Genomic DNA, 18594 nt, shown 5'->3' with positions numbered 1-18594 from the left:
GGGCTGTGCCAGCACGGGATTCGGCTCGGCGGCGGGCGCGGAGGCCGCGACCGGGAGCGGCAGCACGCGCCACTCGGGGACGAACGAGCGGGCGATGGGAAGCAGGAGCACCGCCGACAGCGCCGCGAGCCAGACCAGGTGCCGCGCGGATGCGGAGGAGCGGCGCATGAGCGTGGTGGCGCCGAGCGCCGCCAGCAGAATGACGGTGCCGCGGATCGCCGCGTCGGCTACGGCGGCGAACAACGCGGCGTTCGGCAGCGCGCTCACTTGGCCTCCTCGTTCCGGCGTGCGTCGTCGATCAGCTTGGCCAGCCGGTCCAGCTCCGCGGCAGAGGGGCGCGCGTCTTCGATCAACGCGTTCACCACCTGCTCGGGGCTGCCGTTGAAAAAGGTGCGCACCAGGTGCTTGAGCGCGCTGCTGCGGGCCTGCCCCTGCGGCGTGGTGGGGAGGTAGACGAAGCGCTTGCCGTCCATCTCGTGCGCCAGCAGCCCCTTCTCTTCCAGCAGACGCAGTGCCGCGCGCACCGCGGAATACGTGGGCGGATCGGGAAGCTCGTCCATCACCTCCGCGGCGGTCGCCTTTCCGCGGCGGAACACGATGTCCATGATCTGGCGCTCGCGGCGGCTCAGTTCGGATCGGTTCAGAACAACCTTGCCAGCGGAGGGAGAGAGGAGGACAGAACATGCGTTCGAATCAACTGCTGAATAATCAGCACTTGGTCGGCGCATGTCAAGAGAGTCGATGGCGCCCGTGGGAGAGCGTGCGGAAGGCGCCACTCCGGCACGGCATTCGCTCCCGCCGCGCGCCTCGGCGGGCACTCACCATCGAGGAGACGGCATGGCGGCGGTGATCTCCGTAATCAACCTCAAGGGCGGCGTGGGCAAGACCACCACCACGGTCGCCGTGGCGCAGATGCTGGCAGGGCCGTTCGGGCGGCGGGTGCTGGTGGTGGACCTGGATCCGCAGACCAACGCCACGGTGATGCTGATGGGCGAGAAGGCGTGGGCGGCGCAGAACGCGGCGGGGCTCACCGTGTCGCACCTGTTCCGCGACGCGCTGCGCGGGGAGCAGCGATTCGATCTTCGCCGCGCGATCCTTCCGGGCGTGGGCGGCGTGCGCGAGGTGGGCGGGCTGGCCCTGCTCCCCAGCAGCCTGGAATTGATCGAGATCCAGGAGCAGCTCGCCATGATGCCACGGGGCGAGTTCTACGCGGCCAACCCCGTCGAGATCCTGCGCCACGTGCTGCGGCCCGTGCTGGACGAATTTGACTGGGTGCTCGTGGACTGCCCGCCCAGCCTGGGCATCGTGACCTTCAACGGGCTGCGGATGTCGCGCGGATACGTGATGCCCACCATCCCCGACGTGCTGTCCACCTACGGAATTCCGCAGATCATGAAGCGCGTGCGGATGTTCGGCGACGCGTTCGGGGCTCGCATCGAGCCGCTGGGGATCGTGGTGAACAAGTACCGCGCGCAATCCACCGTGCACAATTCCCAACTGCACGCGCTGGCGGCGGCGTCCCCCGCCCCGATCTTCCGGACGATCGTCCCCGAGAGCAACGAGGTTGCGGGCGCCGCGGAGTTCCGCCCCGTCAACACGCTCCGGCAGAAGTGGGGCACGCGCACGTATGACGCCTACCGCGACCTCGCTTCGGAGATCCTTCAGCGCGTGGAGTACACCGCATGAGCGACCTGACCGCCAGCCTGCGCCGTCTGTTCGACGCCATCGTGACCGAAGCGGAGCACAACCCCGCCTTCGCCGCCCGGCTGCAGCAGGCTCTGGTGTCCATAAGCGCGCCTCTCGCGAGCGCTGCACCGGTCCCGCCCCCCGCCGCCGCGTCCGCCGCACCGCGGCCCGCCGCGGCGCCGAAGAAGCGTGCGGGGCGCCGCGCGGCCGGCGTGCTGGATCCGTTCGCGGTGGATCAGGAGGGCCAGGGCGTGCTGCGTGCCCGGCTCGCGGCGCTGAGCCTGGAGGAGTTGAAGGACATCGTCGCCGAGCATGGGATGGATCCCAGCAAGCTGGCAATGAAGTGGAAGAAGCCAGAGCGCCTGGTAGACCTGATCGCCACGACGGTAAGCGACCGCCTGCACAAGGGCGACGCTTTCCGCTGAGTCAGCGCGGCACGCGAGGCAGCGCCGCCAGCGGCTCGCGGCTGGGATCGAAGGTCCGCAGCCCGCACTCGCGGGCCAGGTCAGCGAGATCGCGGTCGGATGTCACCATGGTTACGGGACCCTGCTCCCGCTGAAGCTGCATGGCGGTCGCGATATGCAGGACATCCATGCTGCGCGCCCGCGCAGAGCGGCTGCGGGTCGTAAGTACCATCGCCTCCTTCCGGATTCCGGCATCCACATCCATCACCGTGAAGCGGAGCGGAAAATCCGCGTAGAAGGACCGCACCGCGGAATCGTGCACCCTGGCGCCCAACCCGCGGAACGCGGCACGAAGGCTGGTAAGCACTTCGAGAGCAACGAAGTCACTGAGGTACAGATCGCCGTCCGCACGAGCGATCACACCCCGAACGTTGCTGGACCCGTCCTCTGCGAGATACGCTTTCGCAAGCGCGCTCGCGTCCAGAAACACGTTCATTATCCACCAAGCCAGGCCCGGAGCCGGTCCCGCCAATCCGGCTTTCGGATCGGCTGGCGCACCGGAAAATTCCATACGGCCGCGGGCCGATGCCCGAGTGAGCGCAGCCGCGCCTCCAGCGCGAGCCGCTGGGGATCGTTGCGGTCCACCCGCTCTGGAAGGTCGGCCTCCGCCGCGAGCTGTTCCTCCAGTTCCATCTCCACTTCGCGGTCCGTCTGCAGGCCGAGCAGCCGGCTCAGAACGCGATGTCTCCAGCTGTCCGCCGACGGCCCGTGGCCGGCGCTGATGCGGGGCGGTGCGAGTTCTTCAATCCTGCTCGCCATCTCTCGCTACGGGTCGATGGGTGACGTGTGCGGCCAATGCCTGCCCGAGCCGGCCACCTTCGCTGAATCAGCGCGGCGCGCGCGGCAGCACCGCCAGCGGCTCGCGGCTGGGGTCGAACGTCCGCAGCCCGCAGTCACGGGCCAGGTCTGCGAGATTGCGGTCGGAAGTCACGATCGTAACCTCCATGCCCAGGCGCGCAGCGTCACGGCGAAGCTGCAGCGCAGTTGCTACATGCAGCACATCCATGCTGCGCGCCCGGGCGGAACGATGCGTGGTAGTCATCAGCATGGCCTCGCTCCGGACCGCCGGGGAAACATCCACCAGATTCAGCCGCGCGCGATCGGCCTGGAATCCTTCCAGCGCGGCGGTGAACGTCCGCTTCTCCGCCGTGCGCAAGCGGTTCCGGATGGTCGTGCAGACTTCAAGGACGACAAAGTCGCTGATGAACAGCACTTGGCGTTGGGCGGCAAGTACGCCGCGCATGCTTTGAGTGCCATCTTCGTCCAGGTACGCCTTGGCGAGTGCGCTCGCATCCAGGAAAAACGATGCTCATCCGCCTAACCACCTCCGGAGCCGGTCTCGCCAGTCCGGCAGACGGATGGGTGTTCGTTCGGGCCAGTTCCAGACCGTTGCTGGCCGGCCCCCGATCGAGCGCACCCACGCCTCTATCTCCATCCGCCACGGATCATCCGGCGGAACAGTCTCCGGAAGATTCCGTTCCGCCTCGGCCTCCGCGAGCATCTGGGCCTCGACCTCTTCCTCCGTCGGCAGACCGAGGATGCGGCTCAGGATGCGGTGGCGGCGGCTGGTGTTCACGACGTAGTCCAGCTTGGGCCAGGAGTCCCGGTCCCAGAGCGGCTCGGTGATGGGCGGTTCTTCAGTCCTGCTCGCCATCCTGTGCTCCGGTTGGAGGATCACGGTCGGGCCGGATGCGTGCGCCGAAAGGACCACGTTCGCTGCATCAGCGCCGCACGCGGGGGAGCGCGGCCAGCGGCTCGCGGCTGGGGTCAAACGTGCGCAGCCCGCAGTCCCGCGCGAGTGCCGAGAGATCATGATCGGAAGTCACGATCGTCATCACCTGCCCCGGGAGGCAGACGTTGCGCTGCAGCCACAGCGCCGTCGCGACGTGAAGCACATCCATGCTGCGGGCGCGGGCGCTCCGGAACGGGGTAGTCATTTCAATCGCCGCCTTCTGGATCTCAGGAGCCACGTCCACTTTGCTGAGCCGGAGATGGTCGGCCTCGAACCGGTCCACCGCGTGCGTGAAGTCTACCGTTGCAGCGGACCGGAGCGAATTCCGGATGCTTGTCAGCACCTCCAGCACGACGAAGTCACTGACGAACAGCATGTGGCGCCTGCCCTCCAGCACGCCACGCATGCTGCTCGATCCCTCTTCATCGAGATACGCTTTCGCGAGTGCACTCGAATCGAGAAACACGATACTCATCCGCCCAAGCGCGTTCGAAGCCAGTCGCGCCAGTCCGGAATGCGGATCGGCTCCCGCTCAGGCCAGTTCCAAATGACGGCGGGCCGGATACCCACAGCGCGCATTCGCGCCTCCATCTCCATCCGCCACGGATCATCCGGTGGAACGGTTTCCGGGAGGTTCCGTTCCGCCTCGCGCTCCGCGAGCATCCGCGCCTCGACCTCTTCCTCGGTTGGCAGCCCGAGGACGCGGCTCAGGATGCGGTGCCGGCGGCTCCGGTTGACGGTGTATTCCGGCTTGGGCCAGGCTTCCCGACCCCAGAGTGGCTCAGTGATGGGCGCTTCGTCGATCCTGCTCGCCATGTCTCGTGCTCCGGTTGGGGATCACACGTTCGGACCCAATGTAAGCGAAACACAGTGGACAGTCCAGACACCAATCGGAGCGCACAATTCGGGTCCGCGGTGCGACACACGTGCGCACCACGGACCCGAAACGAGCGGGGATCGGGCAGATCCCCACCGGTCATCGGGCCGGGTTGATGCAGATCCTGTCCCAGAACGACAGGAACCGCTCCGGCCGACAATGAAAAGCGGCCCCGGACATTGCTGTCCGGGGCCGCTCCTCATCCTACCCTCACATCACCGTCCCGAGGCTCAGGCCTCGATGACCGCCGTTTCGCTGGCGGCCGCGACCGCCGGAGCGGGCGCGGCGGGCGGGGCGGCCGCGGGGGTGTCACCCCCCTCGGGCCCGAACGCCACGTCCTCGTACCGGTAGATGCCGGTGCCGGCCGGGATCAGGTGGCCGATGATGATGTTTTCCTTGAGCCCCTGCAGGTCGTCGCGCGCGCCGCGGATGGCGGCGTCGGTCAGAACCCGCGTGGTCTCCTGGAACGAGGCCGCCGAGATGAACGACTGCGTCGTGAGCGAGGCCTTGGTGATGCCGAGCAGAAGCGGCTCCGACGTGGCCGGCGAGCCCCCGTTCTGCATCTCCTTGTTGTTGGTGTCCTGGAACTCCGTCCGGTCCACCGTCTCGCCCTCCAGGAACTCGGTGCTGCCGGGCTCCAGGACGCGCACCTTCTGCAGCATCTGGCGCACGATCACGCCGATGTGCTTGTCGTTGATCTTCACGCCCTGCAGACGGTACACCTCCTGAACCTCGTTCAGCAGGTACTCCTGCACGGCCTGGGGACCCTTGATCCGCAGAATGTCGTGCGGGTTCACGGGGCCCTCGCTCAGGCGGTCGCCGGCGCGCACCGAGTCGCCCTCGTGCACGCGCAGGTGCTTGCCCACCGGGACCTCGTACACCCGCTCGTTCCCCGTCTCCGGGATCACGATCACCTCGCGCTTGCCGCGCTTGATGTCGCCGAAGCGCACGGTGCCGTCCACCTCGGTGATCACCGCCGGGTCCTTGGGCTTGCGCGCCTCGAACAGTTCGGCGATGCGGGGCAGGCCGCCCGTGATGTCGCGGGTCTTGTAGGCTTCGCGGGCCAGCTTGGCGAGCGCGCCGCCCGGCTGGATCTGCTCACCGTCGCGCACCGTGAGCTGCGCGCCCACGGGCACGATGAACTCGCGCACCTTTACGCCGTTCGGGTCGATGATCTCGATCATGGGGTGCAGCTTCTTGCTGCGGTCCTCGATGATCACCATCTGCCGGCGGCCGGTGGACTCGTCCAGCTCCTCGCGCACCGATTCGTCCTCGACGACGTCGATGAAGCGCAGGGTGCCGCCGAAGTCCGCCACGATGGGTTCGGAGTACGGGTCCCACGCGAACAGCGTGTCGCCCACGGCCACCTTCTGGCCGTCCTCCACCGAGATGGTGGCGCCGTACGGCACCGCCAGCCGGCTGCGGACCGCGCCCTCGGGCGTCCGCATGATGATTTCGCCTTCGCGGCTGGTGACGATGCGCGCGCCTTCCGGCGTGGTCACCGTGACGATGCGCTCGAACTGGGCCACGCCCTCCACCTTGCTCTTGCGCCCCGTCGTGGCCGCGATGCGCGCCGCCGTGCCGCCGATGTGGAAGGTGCGCAGCGTCAGCTGCGTGCCCGGCTCGCCGATGGACTGCGCGGCCAGAATGCCCACCGCCTCGCCCGGGTCCACGATGCCCATGGTGGCCAGGTTGCGGCCGTAGCACTTCACGCACAGCCCGCGGCGGCTTTCGCAGGTAAGCACGCTGCGGATCTTGACCGACTGGATCCCGGCGTCCTCGATCTCGTCCGCCGTTTCCTCGTCGATCAGCTCGCCGGCCGCCACCAGCAGGTCGCCGTCCATGGGGTCGTACACGTCGTCCGAAGCCACCGAACCCACGATGCGGTCCTTGAGCGGCTCCACCACGTCCTCGCCCTCCTTGAGCGCGGCGATCTCCAGCCCCAGCACGGTGCCGCAGTCGTCCTCGCTGATGGTGACGTCCTGGGCAACGTCCACCAGGCGGCGCGTAAGGTAGCCGGCGTCGGCCGTCTTGAGCGCCGTGTCCGCGAGGCCCTTGCGGGCGCCGTGGGTGCTGATGAAGTACTCCAGCACCGTGAGCCCCTCACGGAAGTTGGACTTGATCGGCGATTCGATGATTTCGCCGATGCCGCCCGTGAGCTTCTTCTGCGGCTTGGCCATCAGGCCGCGCATGCCGGCCAGCTGCCGCATCTGGTCGCGGCTGCCGCGGGCGCCGGAGTTCATCATCATGAACACCGGGTTGAAGCCGCCGCGGTCCGCGCCCAGGCGGTTCACCATGGCGTCGGCCACGTCGTTGTTGGCGTGCGTCCAGGTGTCGATGACCTTGTTGTACCGCTCGCCGTTGCTGATGACGCCGTTGTTGTACGCGCGGGTAAAGCGCGCCACGTCCTCATCGGCCTCGCGCAGGATCTCGTCCTTTTCGCCGGGGATTTTCATGTCCTCGATCCCCACCGACACGCCGGCCCGGGTGCTGTAGCGGAACCCGAAGCTCTTGAGCGAGTCCAGGAACACCACCGTGGTCCCCAGCCCCACCGTGCGGTAGCTGCTGAAGATGATGTCGCCCAGCTCCTTCTTCCCCATGGTGCGGTTCCAGTAGCCCATCGCGGGCGGAACCACGGAGTTGAAGATGATGCGCCCCGGCGTGGTGGCCACCCACACCTTCTTGTCCAGCTCGCCCGGCTCCTTGTCGGCCTCCGGACGCGGGTCGGTGAAGAAGAACACGGCCGAGTGGTACCCCACGCGGCGGTGCTCCAGCGCCATCTCGACCTCGGCCACCGAGCCGAAGCGCGGCAGCACGCGGCTCTGGTCGCGCTCCGCCGGGCCCTTGGCCATCTCGGCGGCGTCGGCGGCCACCTCGTCGCGGAAGTCCTGCTTGTCCTTGGTCAGCCAGTAGCAGCCGATGACGATGTCCTGCGACGGCGCCGCCACCGGGCGGCCGTTGCTGGGCAGCAGGATGTTGTTGCTGGACAGCATCAGCACGCGCGCCTCCAGCTGGGCCTCGAAGCTCAGCGGGACGTGCACGGCCATCTGGTCGCCGTCAAAGTCGGCGTTGAACGCCGCGCAGACGAGCGGGTGAATGCGGATGGCCTTGCCCTCCACCAGCACCGGCTCGAACGCCTGAATGCCCAGGCGGTGCAGCGTGGGGGCGCGGTTCAGCAGCACGGGGTGGTCGCGGATGATGTCCTCGAGCACCTCGTACACGCGCGGGTCGTCGCGCTCCACGATCTTCTTGGCGCGCTTTACCGTCTCGGCCTCGCCGCGCTTTTCAAGCTCGTGGATGATGAACGGCTTGAAGAGCTCCACCGCCATGGCCTTGGGCAGGCCGCACTGGTGCAGCTTGAGCTCGGGGCCCACCACGATGACCGAACGGCCCGAGTAGTCCACGCGCTTGCCCAGCAGGTTCTGCCGGAAGCGGCCCTGCTTGCCCTTGAGCATGTCGCTCAGCGACTTGAGCGGGCGCTTGCCGCGGCCGCGGATGGCCTTGCTGCGGCGGCCGTTGTCGAACAGCGCGTCCACGGCCTCCTGGAGCATGCGCTTTTCGTTCCGGAGAATCACTTCCGGGGCGCGCATCTCCATCAGCTTCTTCAACCGGTTGTTGCGGTTGATGACGCGGCGGTACAGGTCGTTCAGGTCCGACGTGGCGAAGCGGCCGCCGTCCAGCGGCACCAGCGGGCGCAGGTCCGGCGGAATGACCGGGACCACGTCCAGGATCATCCACTGCGGCTTGTTGCGCTCCGACGGGGTGGCGCCGGAGCCGCGGATGGCGTCGATGACCTTGAGCCGCTTGAGCACCATTTTCTTGCGGTGCTGGCTGGTCTCGTTGGCCACCTGCGTGCGCAGCGTCTCGGCCAGCGAGTCCACGTCCAGCTGCCCCAGCAGATTGCGGATGGCGGGCGCGCCGATGTCGGCCGCGAACGCCTCGTCGCCCTCTTCGCGGGCCTTCTCACGCAGCGCCAGGTACTCGTCCTCGTCCAGCACCTGGCTGTGCTTCACGTCCTGGTTGCCGATCGCCGTGACGGCGTAGGCGGCGTAGTAGATCACCTTTTCCAGGTCGCGCAGCGTCATTCCCAGCAGGTAGCCCATCTGCGAGGGAAGCGTCTTGAACATCCAGATGTGGGCGACGGGCACGGCCAGCTCGATGTGGCCCATGCGCTCGCGCCGCACCTTGCTGAGCGTCACTTCGACGCCGCACTTGTCGCAGACGTGCCCGCGGTAGCGGATCCGCTTGAACTTTCCGCAGTGGCACTCCCAGTCCTTGACGGGCCCGAAGATGCGCTCGCAGAACAGGCCGTCGCGCTCCGGCTTGAAGGAGCGGTAGTTGATGGTCTCCGGCTTGGTGACCTCGCCGAAGCTCCAGCCGCGGATCTCCTCCGGAGAGGCGATCTTCACCTGGATGTAGTTGAAGTCCTGCGAGCGTGTCTCGCGGGCGCGGGGGAAGTCGATCATCGGGATCCCCTATCTATCGTGGTGTCCCCGGGCATTTCTCCCGGGAGGCGTATGGGCGTTTTCAAAAGCCGGAAAAGTGCCCAGTTCCCCGTGCCCAGTGCCCAGGAATCACTTCCCGGGCACTGGGCACCTGGCACTTGGGACTGTCTTCTAGCTTCCGAGCGTGACGCTGATGCCCAGCGCCTGAAGCTCCTTCACCAGCACGTTGAACGACTCCGGCAGGCCGGGCTCGGGCAGGTTCTCGCCCTTGACGATGGCCTCGTACACCCGGCTGCGCCCGTTCACGTCGTCGGACTTGACGGTCAGGATCTCCTGCAGCGTGTGCGCGGCGCCGTACGCCTCCAGCGCCCACACTTCCATTTCGCCGAAGCGCTGGCCGCCGAACTGCGCCTTGCCGGCCAGCGGCTGCTGCGTCACCAGCGAGTACGGCCCGATGCTGCGCGCGTGGATCTTGTCGTCCACCAGGTGGCTCAGCTTGAGCATGTAGATCGTGCCCACCGTGACCGGCGACTCGAACTGCGCTCCGCTGCGCCCGTCGCGAAGGGCCACCTTGCCGCCCGGGGTAAGCCCCGCCGCGCGCATGTGCTCCTCCAGCGCCGCCGTCATCCCCTCGCCGCCCGTGCCCGCGGCCAGCGCCGCCGCCAGGGGGAAGGCCTCTTCCAGCGGCTTTTCACGCCGCTCGGCGAGCTCGCGCGCCGATGCGACCAGGTACTCGCGCAGGGCGAGCAGCTTGTCGTTCAGGTGCGCGGGGGTGTTGGCCCCGTTCAGCATCCAGTCAAAGTGGCGGCCGATGCCCATCTCGGGGCGGGCTTCCACCGCGGCGCGCGCCTCGTGGTGCTGCACCGTCTGCGTCACCACCGAGGCGTCGTCCACGTCGAACGTGGGCGGCACCACCGACTGCACGCCCAGCGCCTGCCGCGCCCAGGTCACGCCCGCCAGGCGGATCAGCGTGCCGATCTCGTCCTCCGACGCGCCCTGGAACACCGGCGTCTTGCTTTCGAACCCGAGCACCCGCGACGCCCATCCCAGGTGCGTCTCCAGGATCTGCCCCACGTTCATGCGGCTGGGCACGCCCAGCGGGTTCAGGCACACGTCCACCGGCGTGCCGTCCGGAAGGAACGGCATGTCCTCCTCCGGCACGATGCGGGCAATGATGCCCTTGTTGCCGTGGCGGCCGGCCATCTTGTCGCCCACCGAGATCTTGCGCTTCTCGGCCAGGTACACCTTCACCAGCTGCACGACGCCCGGGGGCAGCTCGTCCGGCTGGAAGATCTTGTCGATCTGGTTTTCGGTGCGCTGGCGCACGCGCTCGATGCGGCGCTTGCTCTCGTCGATCACCCGGCGCAGCTGCTCGTTCACCCCGCGGTCGGTGACCTTGAGGGTGGTGAGGTCCACGTCGTTGAAGTCCAGCCCGCCCACCACCTCGTCCGTGAGCTGCGTCCCCTCGTTGAAGAACGGCTCCACCGTTCCCTTCTTGAGGAAGAGCGCCACCTCGCGGCCGCGGATCAGCTCGCGGATCTCCTCGTCGCGCGCGTCGCCGATGCGGTGGATCTCCGAGCGCTCGTACGCCCGCAGCTCGCCGATCTTCTGCCCCCGCTCCTTTTCCAGGATGGGGTCGTCGATGCGGCGGCTGAAGATCTTGACGTCGATCACGGTGCCTTCCACGCCGGGCGGCACCTTGAGCGAGCTGTCCTTTACGTCCTTGGCCTTTTCGCCGAAGATGGCCGTCAGCAGCTTTTCTTCGGGGCTCAGCTCGGTCTCGCCCTTGGGCGTGATCTTGCCGACCAGGATGTCGCCGGCCTTGACCCGGGCGCCGATGCGCACCACGCCGCGCTCGTCCAGGTCCACCAGCGACTCTTCGGCCACGTTGGGGATTTCACGCGTGATCTCTTCCATGCCGCGCTTGGTGTCGCGCACCTGGAGCTCCAGCTCCTGGATGTGGATGGAGGTGTACACGTCGTCCTTCACCAGCCGCTCCGAAAGGACGATGGCGTCCTCGAAGTTGTGGCCGTACCAGGGCATGAACGCCACCAGCAGGTTGCGCCCCAGCGCCAGCTCGCCGCCGTCCGTGGACGGGCCGTCGGCCAGCACGTCGCCCTTGGCCACGATCTGGCCGCGGCGCACCAGGGGGCGCTGGTTGAGCGCCGTGTCCTGGTTGGTGCGCCAGTACTTCTTCATGCGGTAGCGGTCAAACTGGGCCAGGCGGCGCAGCGGCTCGTCGCTCTGCCCCACCCCCTCCATTCCCGCGTCGATCAGGATGTGGTCGGCCGTGACCTCCTGCACCACGCCGCCGCGACGGGCCACCACCACGGCGCCCGAGTCGCGGGCGATGACCTCTTCCAGCCCGGTGCCCACCAGCGGGGCGTCGGGGAACAGAAGGGGCACCGCCTGGCGCTGCATGTTGGAGCCCATCAGGGCCCGGTTGGCGTCGTCGTGCTCCAGGAAGGGGATCAGCGCCGCCGCCACCGACACCAGCTGGTCGGGGGCCACGTCCATGTAGTCGATCTCTTCCGGGCGCAGCAGGGGAAAGTCGCCCTGCTCGCGGCACAGCACGAACTCGTTCTCGAAGGTGAACTGCCCGGTGAGCGGCGCGTTGGCCTGCGCGATCCGGGCGCTTTCTTCTTCGTTGGCCGAAAGCCAGGCGTTGATGCGCGTAACTACGGGGGTCACGTGCGTCACCTTGCCGCTGGCGCCCAGCAGCACGCGGCCCACTTCGCCCTCGGCGGGGAGGGCCGGCACGCCGCTGATGTAGTCCACCGGCACCGCGTCGGGCGTGTCGCCCCACTCCTGCACCTCCAGCCCCTCGCTCTGGCGCGTGAACAGCGCCTCGGCCACCTCGGGGGTCAGCACCGTTCCGGGCACCGCCAGCACCGCCGCCGAGGTGGGCTGGTAGGCCCGCACGGGGAGCGACATGGGGTTGCGGATGGCCTCGGGGGCCACGCCGCGCGCCGCGGCGCCGGCGCGGCGCGACACCACGCGCACCAGGTTCACCGGCTGAGCGGTGATGCGGTCGGCCAGGTCGTCGGTAATGCGCTCGCCGCGCTTGGCCAGCACGGGGAGCTGCGTCACCGCCTCTTCCCACGCCTTCTGGTCCAGCTCGCCCGCCAGCATGCGGGGAAAGAGCGTGCTCCAGTCGGCCACGTCCTCGGCCAGCTCGGCGCCCACGATCATGGAGCGGAACACCTCGCGGCCGCGGGCGGCGTCGATGGTTTCGCCCTTCTTGACGAACACCTTGGCGCGGTCGCCCAGCACCAGGCGCACGGCCTCCTCGACCTTGGCCGTGTCCGGGTAGCGGATCAGGGCCCGCACCACCTTGCGGTACGGCGTCTCGATGAAGCCCAGGTCGTTGATCCGGGCGTACGTCGTGAGCGAGTTGATCAGGCCGATGTTGGGGCCTTCCGGCGTTTCGATCGGGCACATGCGCCCGTAGTGCGAGTAGTGCACGTCCCGCACTTCAAAGCCGGCGCGCTCGCGGGTCAGGCCGCCCGGCCCCAGCGCGGAGAGACGCCGCTTGTGCGTCATCTCGGCCAGGGGGTTGGTCTGGTCCATGAACTGGCTCAGCTGCGACGATCCGAAGAACTGCTGGATCACCGCCGACACCGTGCGCGCGTTCACCAGGTCGTCGATGTTGATCTTGTCGGGGTCCGACACGATCGACATGCGCTCGCGCACCAGCCGCGCCATGCGGCTCAGGCCCACGCTGAACTGGTTGGCGATCAGCTCGCCCACCGAACGCACCCGGCGGTTGCCCAGGTGGTCGATGTCGTCGGTGTCGCCGCGCCCCTCGTGCAGCTCGATGAGCTGCCACAGGATGGCCATGACGTCCTGCGCCGTGAGCGCCGTCATGCCGGCGGGCGGCACCGTGTAGTGCAGCGCGTCAAAGGCCGGGGCCAGGCGCTGGTTGATCTTGTAGCGCCCCACGCGCCCCAGGTCGTACCGCTTGTTCAGCGACTCCTCGGTGTATTCCGAGTAGTCGGCGCTGGCCGCGGCGGCGCTGCCTGCCGCCGGGTTCAGGTCGCCGGTCACCACCAGCGAGGTGCGCGGCTGGAACAGCAGGCGCCACACGGCCACGTACACCTGAACGACGCGGTTCAGCTCGTACACCAGCACGCGGCTGGGCTTGGCCGTCTTTTCCGTGCGGTCTTCGCGGAAGCTTTCCCACACGTAGCGAATGCCCCGCTCCTGGGCAAAGCGCAGCATGCGCTCTTCCACGGAGCGCTGCGCCTCGCGGCTCATGGGGTCCACCGCCTGCGCGCCCCGCTCGGCCCACTGGGCCAGGAAGTCGGAGATGTGCAGAATGGCGTCGCCCTCGGCCAGGTACTCTTCCTCCGTCCACACGTCGGGCGCGGGGGCCGTGCCCGGGCGCACCAGGTTGTGGATGGCGAAGAGCGAGTCCAGCGTGCCGCGGGTGGGGTCCTTGGCCAGGGTGGCGCGCATGGCGCTGCCGCTCTGCCCGCGGGCCCGGAACAGCTGCGCCGACTCCACGCCGGCCCGCAGCATCTTCCCGAGCACGTCGCCGTTCACCTCGTCGCCGGCGCGGGCCACCAGCGCCGAGCCGATCACCGGCAGCGTGGTGAAGCCCGCCTCGCGCAGCGTGTTGTACAGCTCGCGCGTAAGGCGGCGGCCGCGCTCGAACACCTCGCCGGTGGCGGGGAGCACGATGTCGCGGTACAGCACGGGGCCCTCGGGGCCCAGCACCGTGGGATCGGGAACGTCCTCGGCCAGGAAGCCGTGAAACACCTCGCCGCGGCGGCCCTTTTCGGTGCCGCCCAGGTCCAGCGTGCCCAGCTGCACCGACTCGCGCTGCATGAAGACGCCCAGGATGTCGGCGTCGCGCGAGAAGCCCAGGGCGCGCAGCAGCGCGGTGGCCGGGAACTTCTTCTTCTTGTCGATGTGCACCGCGACCACGTCGTGAATGTCGAGCGTGAACTCGACCCACGAGCCGCGGAACGGAATGATGCGGGCGCTGAACAGCTTGCTGCCGTTGGGGTGGGTGTTCTCTTCGAACACCACGCCCGGCGACCGGTGCAGCTGGCTGACGATGACGCGCTCCGCGCCGTTGATGATGAAGGTGCCCAGCGGGGTGAGCACGGGGAGGTCACCGAGGTAGACCTCCTTTTCGATGATGTCCTTGGGACGGCGCTCGTCGCCCACGTCCTCCCACACCACCAGGCGCAGGGTCGCCTTGAGCGGAGCCGCGTACGTCATGTCGCGCTCCATGCACTCTTCCATGTCGTACTTCGGCTCGCCCAGCGAGTACCGAACGAACTCCAGGGAAAAGTTCCCGTTGACGTCGGAGATGGGGAAGATCTCGTTGAAGACGCGCTCCAGCCCCACGTCCTCGCGCTCGCGCGCGGCGGCGTCGGTCTGCAGGAGCGTGTCGAACGCCCTGAGCTGCACGTCCAGAAGGTTGGGATGCTCCATCCCAGACGTCAGCTTGGCGAAAGTGACGATCGGTTTGTTCAGCGTTGCCAAGTGGGTCTCCCTCTCAGCGTGCGTGGATTCGGAAAAGCGCAAACGACCCCGACCGAATGGATTCGGCGGGGCGGCGTACCGTCCGTCGGAAAAGAATCTGTGGTCCTGCGCGTCATGGCCAGCCGGGCTGAAGGGACCGGGAGAGGACCCGGGCGGCAGCGCCGCCCGGTGTCCGCGGACCGGCATGCGGGGGATGCCCGCATGCCGGACCCCCGGCCGACTACTTCAGCTCGACGGTGGCGCCCTGCTCGGTCAGCTTGGCGCGCATGGCCTCGGCCTCGTCCTTGGAGGCGGCTTCCTTCACGGTCTTGGGAGCGCCGTCCACCAGGTCCTTGGCTTCCTTCAGGCCCAGGCCGGTCAGCTCGCGCACGACCTTGATGACCTGGATCTTCTTCTCGCCGGCCGCCGTCAGCACGACGTCGAACTCGGTCTTTTCTTCCACGGCCGGGGCGGCGCCGCCGGCGGCGGGGCCGGCGGCCACGGCCACGGGGGCCGCCGCGGTCACGCCGAACTTCTCTTCAAAAGCCTTCACGAACTCCGACAGTTCGATCACGGTCATGTTGCCGATCGCGTCGAGCAGCTCGTCACGGGTAAGCGTCGCCATCTCAGGGCTCCTTGGTATCTAGCGGTTCTACAAGAATCAGAATCGGGTTCCGGCGCGGGGCCGGTCGTGTACTCACGCTGCGGCGGGCCCGGAGGCCTGCCGCGGCGGTCAGGCCGAAGCCCCTTCCTTCTGCTGCCGGAGCTGGTCGACCGCGCGGGCGAACCCGGCGATCAGCTGGTTCATGCCCCCGGCCAGGCGCGCCATGGGCTGCTGCAGCCCCCCGGCGATCTGGGCCAGCAGCACTTCGCGCGGCGGCAGGTTGGCCAGCTGGCGGACCTGCGCGGCGTCGAACGCCTGCGAGCCCACCACGCCCACCTTGATGGCGGGACGGTCGCCGAACTCCTTGGCGAAGTCGGTAATGACCTTGGCGGCGGCGGCGGCGTCGGCGCGGCCGATCACCACCCCGGTGGGTCCGTTGAAGAACCCGGCGACGTCGGGAATTTCAAGCCCCTCGATCGCCCGCTTGGCCAGCGTGTTCTTTACGACGACGTACTCCACGCCTTCCTTGCGGAGGCGGGCCCGGAACTGCGTGATCTGCTTCACGCTCAGCCCGGTGAAGTCCGTCAGGTAGAACCCGCTGGCGCCGTCCAGCCGCTGCTGGAGCTCGGCGACGACGACGTTCTTCTCGTCTTTCTTCATCGCTCAGCCCCGCCGGTAAAGGTTGGCATCGACCGTGACGCCGGGGCCCATGGTGCTGGAGACGGTGACGCCCCGCACGTAGGTTCCCTTGGCCGCGGCCGGCTTGGCCCGGATCACCGTGTCCATGAAGGCGTTCAGGTTCTCCTCGAGCTTGGTGGGCTCGAAGCTGACCTTGCCGATGGGCACGTGCACGTTGCCCGTGCGGTCCACGCGGAACTCGATCTTGCCGGCCTTGATCTCGCGAACGGCCCGGCTCACGTCCATGGTGACCGTCCCCGCCTTGGGGGTCGGCATCAGGCCGCGGGGGCCCAGGATGCGGCCGAGCTGGCCCACCTGGCCCATCATGTCGGGCGTGGCGACGCAGACGTCAAAGTCCAGCCACCCGTCCTTGATCCGCTGAACGTACTCGGCGCCCACGAAATCGGCGCCGGCTTCCTCCGCTTCACGCGCGCGGTCGCCCTGAGCGATCACGAGCACGCGGGCGGTCTTCCCCGTACCATGGGGAAGGACGACGGCTCCGCGAACGATCTGGTCCGCGTGCCTGGGGTCCACTCCCAAGCGGACGGCGACCTCGACGGTCTCGTCAAACTTGGCGTAGCTCAGCTCCTTGACGAGGCTTACGGCCTCGGTGGGCTGAAACGTGGTACCCTCGGGCACACGGGCCTGCGCGTCGCGGAACTTCTTCCCGTGCTTTGGCATGTACCCCCTCGGGCGAAGTTGAACTGGAGTCCTCCCACCGGGCCTTCGCCTGCCGCTCCGGTGGTTCAATGGACGGGAATTCCGGCCGCGCCCCCGTGGGGGCGAAAGGGCGGGAGACCGCTTTCTGGGCTCCGGCCGGGCTCCGCTTCTCCCGCCTCCGACGCGCGCCGGGCGTGAGCCCGGCACCCGTCGTAGAAGAAGAAGTGCCCAGTGCTCAGTCCCCAGTGCCCAGAAACTGGGCACTTGAACCTGGGCACCTGGTACTTCTGTTTATCCCTTGACTTCCACGCCCATCGAGCGGGCCGTTCCGGCGATCTGGCGCATGGCGCCTTCGACGTCGGCCGCGTTCAGGTCGGGCATCTTGGTTTCGGCGATCGTGCGCAGCTGCTCCTGCGTGATCGTGCCCACCTTGGTCTTCTTGGACGAGGCGCTTCCCTTGTCCAGGCCCACGGCCTTCTTGATCAGCACCGCCGCCGGAGGCGTCTTGGTGATGAACGTGAAGCTGCGGTCCGCGTACACCGTGATCTCCACGGGGATGATCATCCCCGGCTGGCCCTGGGTGCGCGCGTTGAACTGCTTGCAGAACTCCATGATGTTCACGCCGTGCTGGCCCAGCGCGGGGCCGACGGGGGGCGCGGGGTTGGCCGCGCCCGCGGGAACCTGGAGCTTGATGAATCCGGTGACTTTCTTCGCCATCTCAGCCTCGTATCAACGTCCGCTCAGAAACCGCGGAGCTGCGTGTAGTCCAGTTCGATGGAGGTGGGCCGCCCGAAGAGGGAAACCTCGACCTTCACCTTGCCCTTTTCGTGGTCGATGCCCTGAACGGTGCCGCTGAATTCCTTGAACGGCCCGTCGGTAACCTCCACCACCTGACCGCTGGTGAAGGGGATGAGCACCACCGGCGCCTCGGCGGCGGCGGCGGGGACTTCATCATCCTGGCCCAACACCTTGGCCAGCTCCTCGTCGGTAAGGGGCTGGGGCTCGGAACCGGTGCCCAGGAACTTGATCACGCCCTGAATGCCGTTGATCAGGTGCGAGTTGCGCTGGTTGTACACCATCTTCACCAGCACGTATCCCGGGTACAGCTTGCGGGTGACGGTCACGCGCTTGCCGTTGCGCAGCTCCACCTCTTCACGGGTGGGGACCATCACTTCCTGGATCTGCTTCTCTTCCGGCTCGCCCAGCTCTTCGTCGATGCGGCGCTGAATGAGGCGCTGCACCTTGTTCTCGTGCCCCGAGTAGCTCTGGATGGCGTACCACTTGGCGTCGGCCATGGGTGCGCTCAACCGGCGAAGAGGGACGTGAGCACCTCGAAGAGGTTGCGGATGCCGAAGTCGATGACGAAGGTGACGGCCGCCATGGCGAACATGAACGCCACGATGATCCCCGTGGAGTTCTGCAGCTGCGCCCGGTCGGGCCAGGTCACCTTCTTTACCTGCTCCACGACTTCGGGAAAGAAGTCGCGGGTCGAGGAACGCGTCGTCTCAGCCATGCGGAAACCGTATGCGATCTGAAAGGGTGCCGGCCGGCCCGCGGGGGGCCGGCCGCCGTGCTCTGCGAGCCGCTTACTTGGTTTCCTTGTGCGGACGGTGCGTGTTGCACCGCGGGCAGTACTTCTTGTACTCCACCCGCTCCGGGTGCAGACGCTTGTTCTTCGTCTTGTTGTAGTTCCTCTCCTTGCACTCGGTGCAGGCGAGGATGACCTTGTCGCGCATGGCTTGGTTCTCCTAAACAGCGGAAAAGACGACGAGCGGCGGGAGGGCGGCTTTGCCCTCCCACCGCGTCCGCCGTCCCGGAATCAGTCCAGGATCTCGGTGACGACGCCGGCGCCGACGGTGCGGCCGCCCTCGCGGATGGCGAAGCGCAGTTCCTTCTCCATGGCGATGGGCGTGATCAGCTCCACCGTCATCTGCACGTTGTCGCCCGGCATCACCATCTCCACACCCTCGGGG

At 67.9% G+C, this 18594-nt stretch carries 19 protein-coding genes and 1 pseudogene; 2 read left to right on the top strand and 18 right to left on the bottom strand.

The window, feature by feature from the left end; translation table 11 throughout:
* The coding region (locus VF665_RS05655; protein ID WP_331052441.1) for a hypothetical protein at positions 1-267 on the bottom strand (267 nt) is incomplete at its 3' end.
* Positions 264-629: a BlaI/MecI/CopY family transcriptional regulator gene (locus VF665_RS05650; protein WP_349263105.1), complete on the bottom strand. Its 366-nt coding sequence runs from the start codon at positions 627-629 to the stop codon at positions 264-266. The genes VF665_RS05655 and VF665_RS05650, both read right to left, overlap by 4 nt.
* Positions 630-837: 208 nt before the next feature.
* Here VF665_RS05650 and VF665_RS05645 point away from each other — a divergent pair, with 208 nt between their 5' ends.
* Both VF665_RS05645 and VF665_RS05640 read left to right on the top strand, forming a co-directional pair.
* Complete coding sequence (locus VF665_RS05645; RefSeq protein ID WP_331052439.1) at positions 838-1686, top strand: ParA family protein; 849 nt, start codon at positions 838-840, stop codon at positions 1684-1686.
* The gene (locus VF665_RS05640; protein ID WP_331052438.1) at positions 1683-2111 is read left to right on the top strand and encodes a hypothetical protein; all 429 of its coding nucleotides are present in this window, start codon (positions 1683-1685) and stop codon (positions 2109-2111) included. Before VF665_RS05645 ends, VF665_RS05640 begins: the two co-directional genes overlap by 4 nt.
* Position 2112: 1 nt before the next feature.
* Here the strand turns inward: VF665_RS05640 and VF665_RS05635 are convergent, their stop codons facing one another.
* The 16 genes and pseudogenes from VF665_RS05635 to tuf all read right to left on the bottom strand — a co-directional run.
* Entirely contained in the window at positions 2113-2580 is a 468-nt protein-coding gene (locus VF665_RS05635; protein WP_331052437.1) for a type II toxin-antitoxin system VapC family toxin, read from the bottom strand.
* A 5-nt stretch (positions 2581-2585) separates the two neighbouring features.
* Positions 2586-2909, bottom strand: a complete 324-nt coding sequence (locus tag VF665_RS05630; protein WP_331052436.1) for a hypothetical protein — start codon at positions 2907-2909, stop codon at positions 2586-2588.
* A 67-nt stretch (positions 2910-2976) separates the two neighbouring features.
* On the bottom strand, positions 2977-3447 hold the full coding sequence (locus tag VF665_RS05625) for a type II toxin-antitoxin system VapC family toxin (protein ID WP_331052442.1): 471 nt from the start codon (positions 3445-3447) through the stop codon (positions 2977-2979).
* 12 nt (positions 3448-3459) lie between these two features.
* Entirely contained in the window at positions 3460-3804 is a 345-nt protein-coding gene (locus VF665_RS05620; RefSeq protein ID WP_331052435.1) for a hypothetical protein, read from the bottom strand.
* A 67-nt stretch (positions 3805-3871) separates the two neighbouring features.
* Positions 3872-4348 (bottom strand): type II toxin-antitoxin system VapC family toxin, encoded by a 477-nt coding sequence (locus VF665_RS05615; RefSeq protein ID WP_331052434.1) that lies wholly within the window; start codon positions 4346-4348, stop codon positions 3872-3874.
* A 5-nt stretch (positions 4349-4353) separates the two neighbouring features.
* Entirely contained in the window at positions 4354-4698 is a 345-nt protein-coding gene (locus VF665_RS05610; protein ID WP_331052433.1) for a hypothetical protein, read from the bottom strand.
* Between the two features lie 291 nt (positions 4699-4989).
* Positions 4990-9225, bottom strand: coding sequence for a DNA-directed RNA polymerase subunit beta' (gene rpoC / locus VF665_RS05605; RefSeq protein ID WP_331052432.1), 4236 nt, complete (start codon positions 9223-9225; stop codon positions 4990-4992).
* 150 nt (positions 9226-9375) lie between these two features.
* Entirely contained in the window at positions 9376-14649 is a 5274-nt protein-coding gene (locus tag VF665_RS05600; RefSeq protein ID WP_349263104.1) for a DNA-directed RNA polymerase subunit beta, read from the bottom strand.
* 271 nt (positions 14650-14920) lie between these two features.
* Positions 14921-15304, bottom strand: coding sequence for a 50S ribosomal protein L7/L12 (gene rplL, locus VF665_RS05595; protein ID WP_331052431.1), 384 nt, complete (start codon positions 15302-15304; stop codon positions 14921-14923).
* Positions 15305-15412: 108 nt separating this feature from the next.
* Positions 15413-15943 carry a 50S ribosomal protein L10 gene (gene rplJ / locus VF665_RS05590; RefSeq protein WP_331052430.1) on the bottom strand — a complete coding sequence of 177 codons (531 nt, stop codon included), beginning with the start codon at positions 15941-15943 and terminating at the stop codon, positions 15413-15415.
* 3 nt (positions 15944-15946) lie between these two features.
* On the bottom strand, positions 15947-16642 hold the full coding sequence (rplA, locus tag VF665_RS05585) for a 50S ribosomal protein L1 (protein ID WP_331052429.1): 696 nt from the start codon (positions 16640-16642) through the stop codon (positions 15947-15949).
* A 270-nt stretch (positions 16643-16912) separates the two neighbouring features.
* Positions 16913-17338 carry a 50S ribosomal protein L11 gene (gene rplK / locus VF665_RS05580; protein WP_170030970.1) on the bottom strand — a complete coding sequence of 142 codons (426 nt, stop codon included), beginning with the start codon at positions 17336-17338 and terminating at the stop codon, positions 16913-16915.
* A gap of 23 nt (positions 17339-17361) precedes the next feature.
* The gene (gene nusG, locus VF665_RS05575; RefSeq protein WP_331052428.1) at positions 17362-17916 is read right to left on the bottom strand and encodes a transcription termination/antitermination protein NusG; all 555 of its coding nucleotides are present in this window, start codon (positions 17914-17916) and stop codon (positions 17362-17364) included.
* An 8-nt stretch (positions 17917-17924) separates the two neighbouring features.
* Positions 17925-18134: a preprotein translocase subunit SecE gene (secE, locus tag VF665_RS05570; protein ID WP_331052427.1), complete on the bottom strand. Its 210-nt coding sequence runs from the start codon at positions 18132-18134 to the stop codon at positions 17925-17927.
* 73 nt (positions 18135-18207) lie between these two features.
* On the bottom strand, positions 18208-18357 hold the full coding sequence (gene rpmG, locus VF665_RS05565; protein WP_170030976.1) for a 50S ribosomal protein L33: 150 nt from the start codon (positions 18355-18357) through the stop codon (positions 18208-18210).
* Positions 18358-18440: 83 nt separating this feature from the next.
* Positions 18441-18594, bottom strand: a pseudogene (tuf, locus tag VF665_RS05560) (elongation factor Tu); the annotation flags it as partial.

It is taken from the genome of Longimicrobium sp. (assembly GCF_036387355.1).
Taxonomy (GTDB): Bacteria; Gemmatimonadota; Gemmatimonadetes; order Longimicrobiales; family Longimicrobiaceae; genus Longimicrobium.
Note: the sequence above shows the minus strand (reverse complement) of the source record. Positions and strands in the feature narration are given on the sequence as shown.